This is a genomic window from Peribacillus sp. NPDC056705, assembly GCF_043656335.1.
In genome coordinates, this window is record NZ_JBHTYI010000263.1 from 1 (window position 1) to 1,102 (window position 1,102).

General features: G+C 53.3%; 2 protein-coding genes. Both read right to left on the minus strand.

Translation table 11 applies throughout. The annotated features are described in order from the left end of the window. On the minus strand, window positions 1-440 hold a 440-nt coding region (gene rimI / locus ACFRAK_RS29505; RefSeq protein ID WP_394573271.1), incomplete at its 3' end, for a ribosomal protein S18-alanine N-acetyltransferase. A 20-nt stretch (window positions 441-460) separates the two neighbouring features. Continuing rightward, window positions 461-1,102 (minus strand): tRNA (adenosine(37)-N6)-threonylcarbamoyltransferase complex dimerization subunit type 1 TsaB (gene tsaB / locus ACFRAK_RS29510; RefSeq protein ID WP_394573272.1); only part of this gene is annotated, 642 nt, incomplete at its 5' end.

The window sequence follows — 1,102 nt, forward strand, 5'->3', positions numbered from 1 at the left end:
GAGTAATAGCCTTTGTGAAGACCGGCGGGTTTAAATCCTTTTTTGGCATATAAGCGCTGGGCTACATGATTCGAGACACGGACTTCCAGCGTCATTTTCTCCATGCCGATGTATGCCGCTGTTTTCATCAATTCCGAGAGCAGACGGTCTCCCCATTTACGCCCCCGGTACTCCTCAAGTACAGCGATGTTGGTAACATGCGCTTCATCCACGATCGTCCACATTCCTGCGTATCCGACGATCTCTCCTTCATGCTCCATCACCATATACTTGGCAAAGTGATTCAGCGTAAGTTCGTTATGAAACGCTTCCTCAGTCCATGGAACCGTGAACGATTCTCGCTCTACGACCATCACCTTCGAAATATCTTCGAGTGTCATCAATCGAAAGACAAGTCCTGCTTCTTCATCGATCTCTATCCAATTCCGTTCCTGCTCCATGACGATCCCTCTCGCTCCCTTCACCGCTTACGCAGCAGGTTCGCTTCCGCTTCGGAAAGCTGTGTATAATTGGGTACCAGCGTGTGCGTGTCATCCGTTTCACCAGCTAGCAATCGCTTGGCTCCAAGGTAACCCATCCATCGTCCTTCCAGTGAATATGGATGAATGTGAAGCATATTGGGGCACAAGTGCTCAAGCCTGCGTGCCGTTTCCGCATGGATCTCCGTCTCACCGACAAACCAAATAGCAGCAGGACGCTGTTCTCCCGGAAGTTGACTCATCCGTTCGATGAGCGACTCCGTCCAGGTATGCATCAAGCGGATCGCATCCGGTTCCAGTCGCTGCGGTTCTCGTTGCTCGTCTGACGCATCCGCTGCGAATAGAGCTGTATACACTTGACCGCGCCTCGCATCGAGCAGCGGGATGACCCAGTGTATTCCTTGCTTTGGCGAAGCATCGCTCCAGCCCGACTGAAGGCCTCCCCATGCCAGTGCATGAAGACTCGATACGCCGAGCACCGGAATGTTCTGTGCCCAGGCCAGCGTCTTCGCCGTCGTAACGGCAATCCGTATGCCTGTATAGGAGCCTGGCCCGACGCCAACAGCGATACCGTCAACATCTCCGACTGTCATGTCTGCCTTCTCCAGTGCTTGTGCTATAGC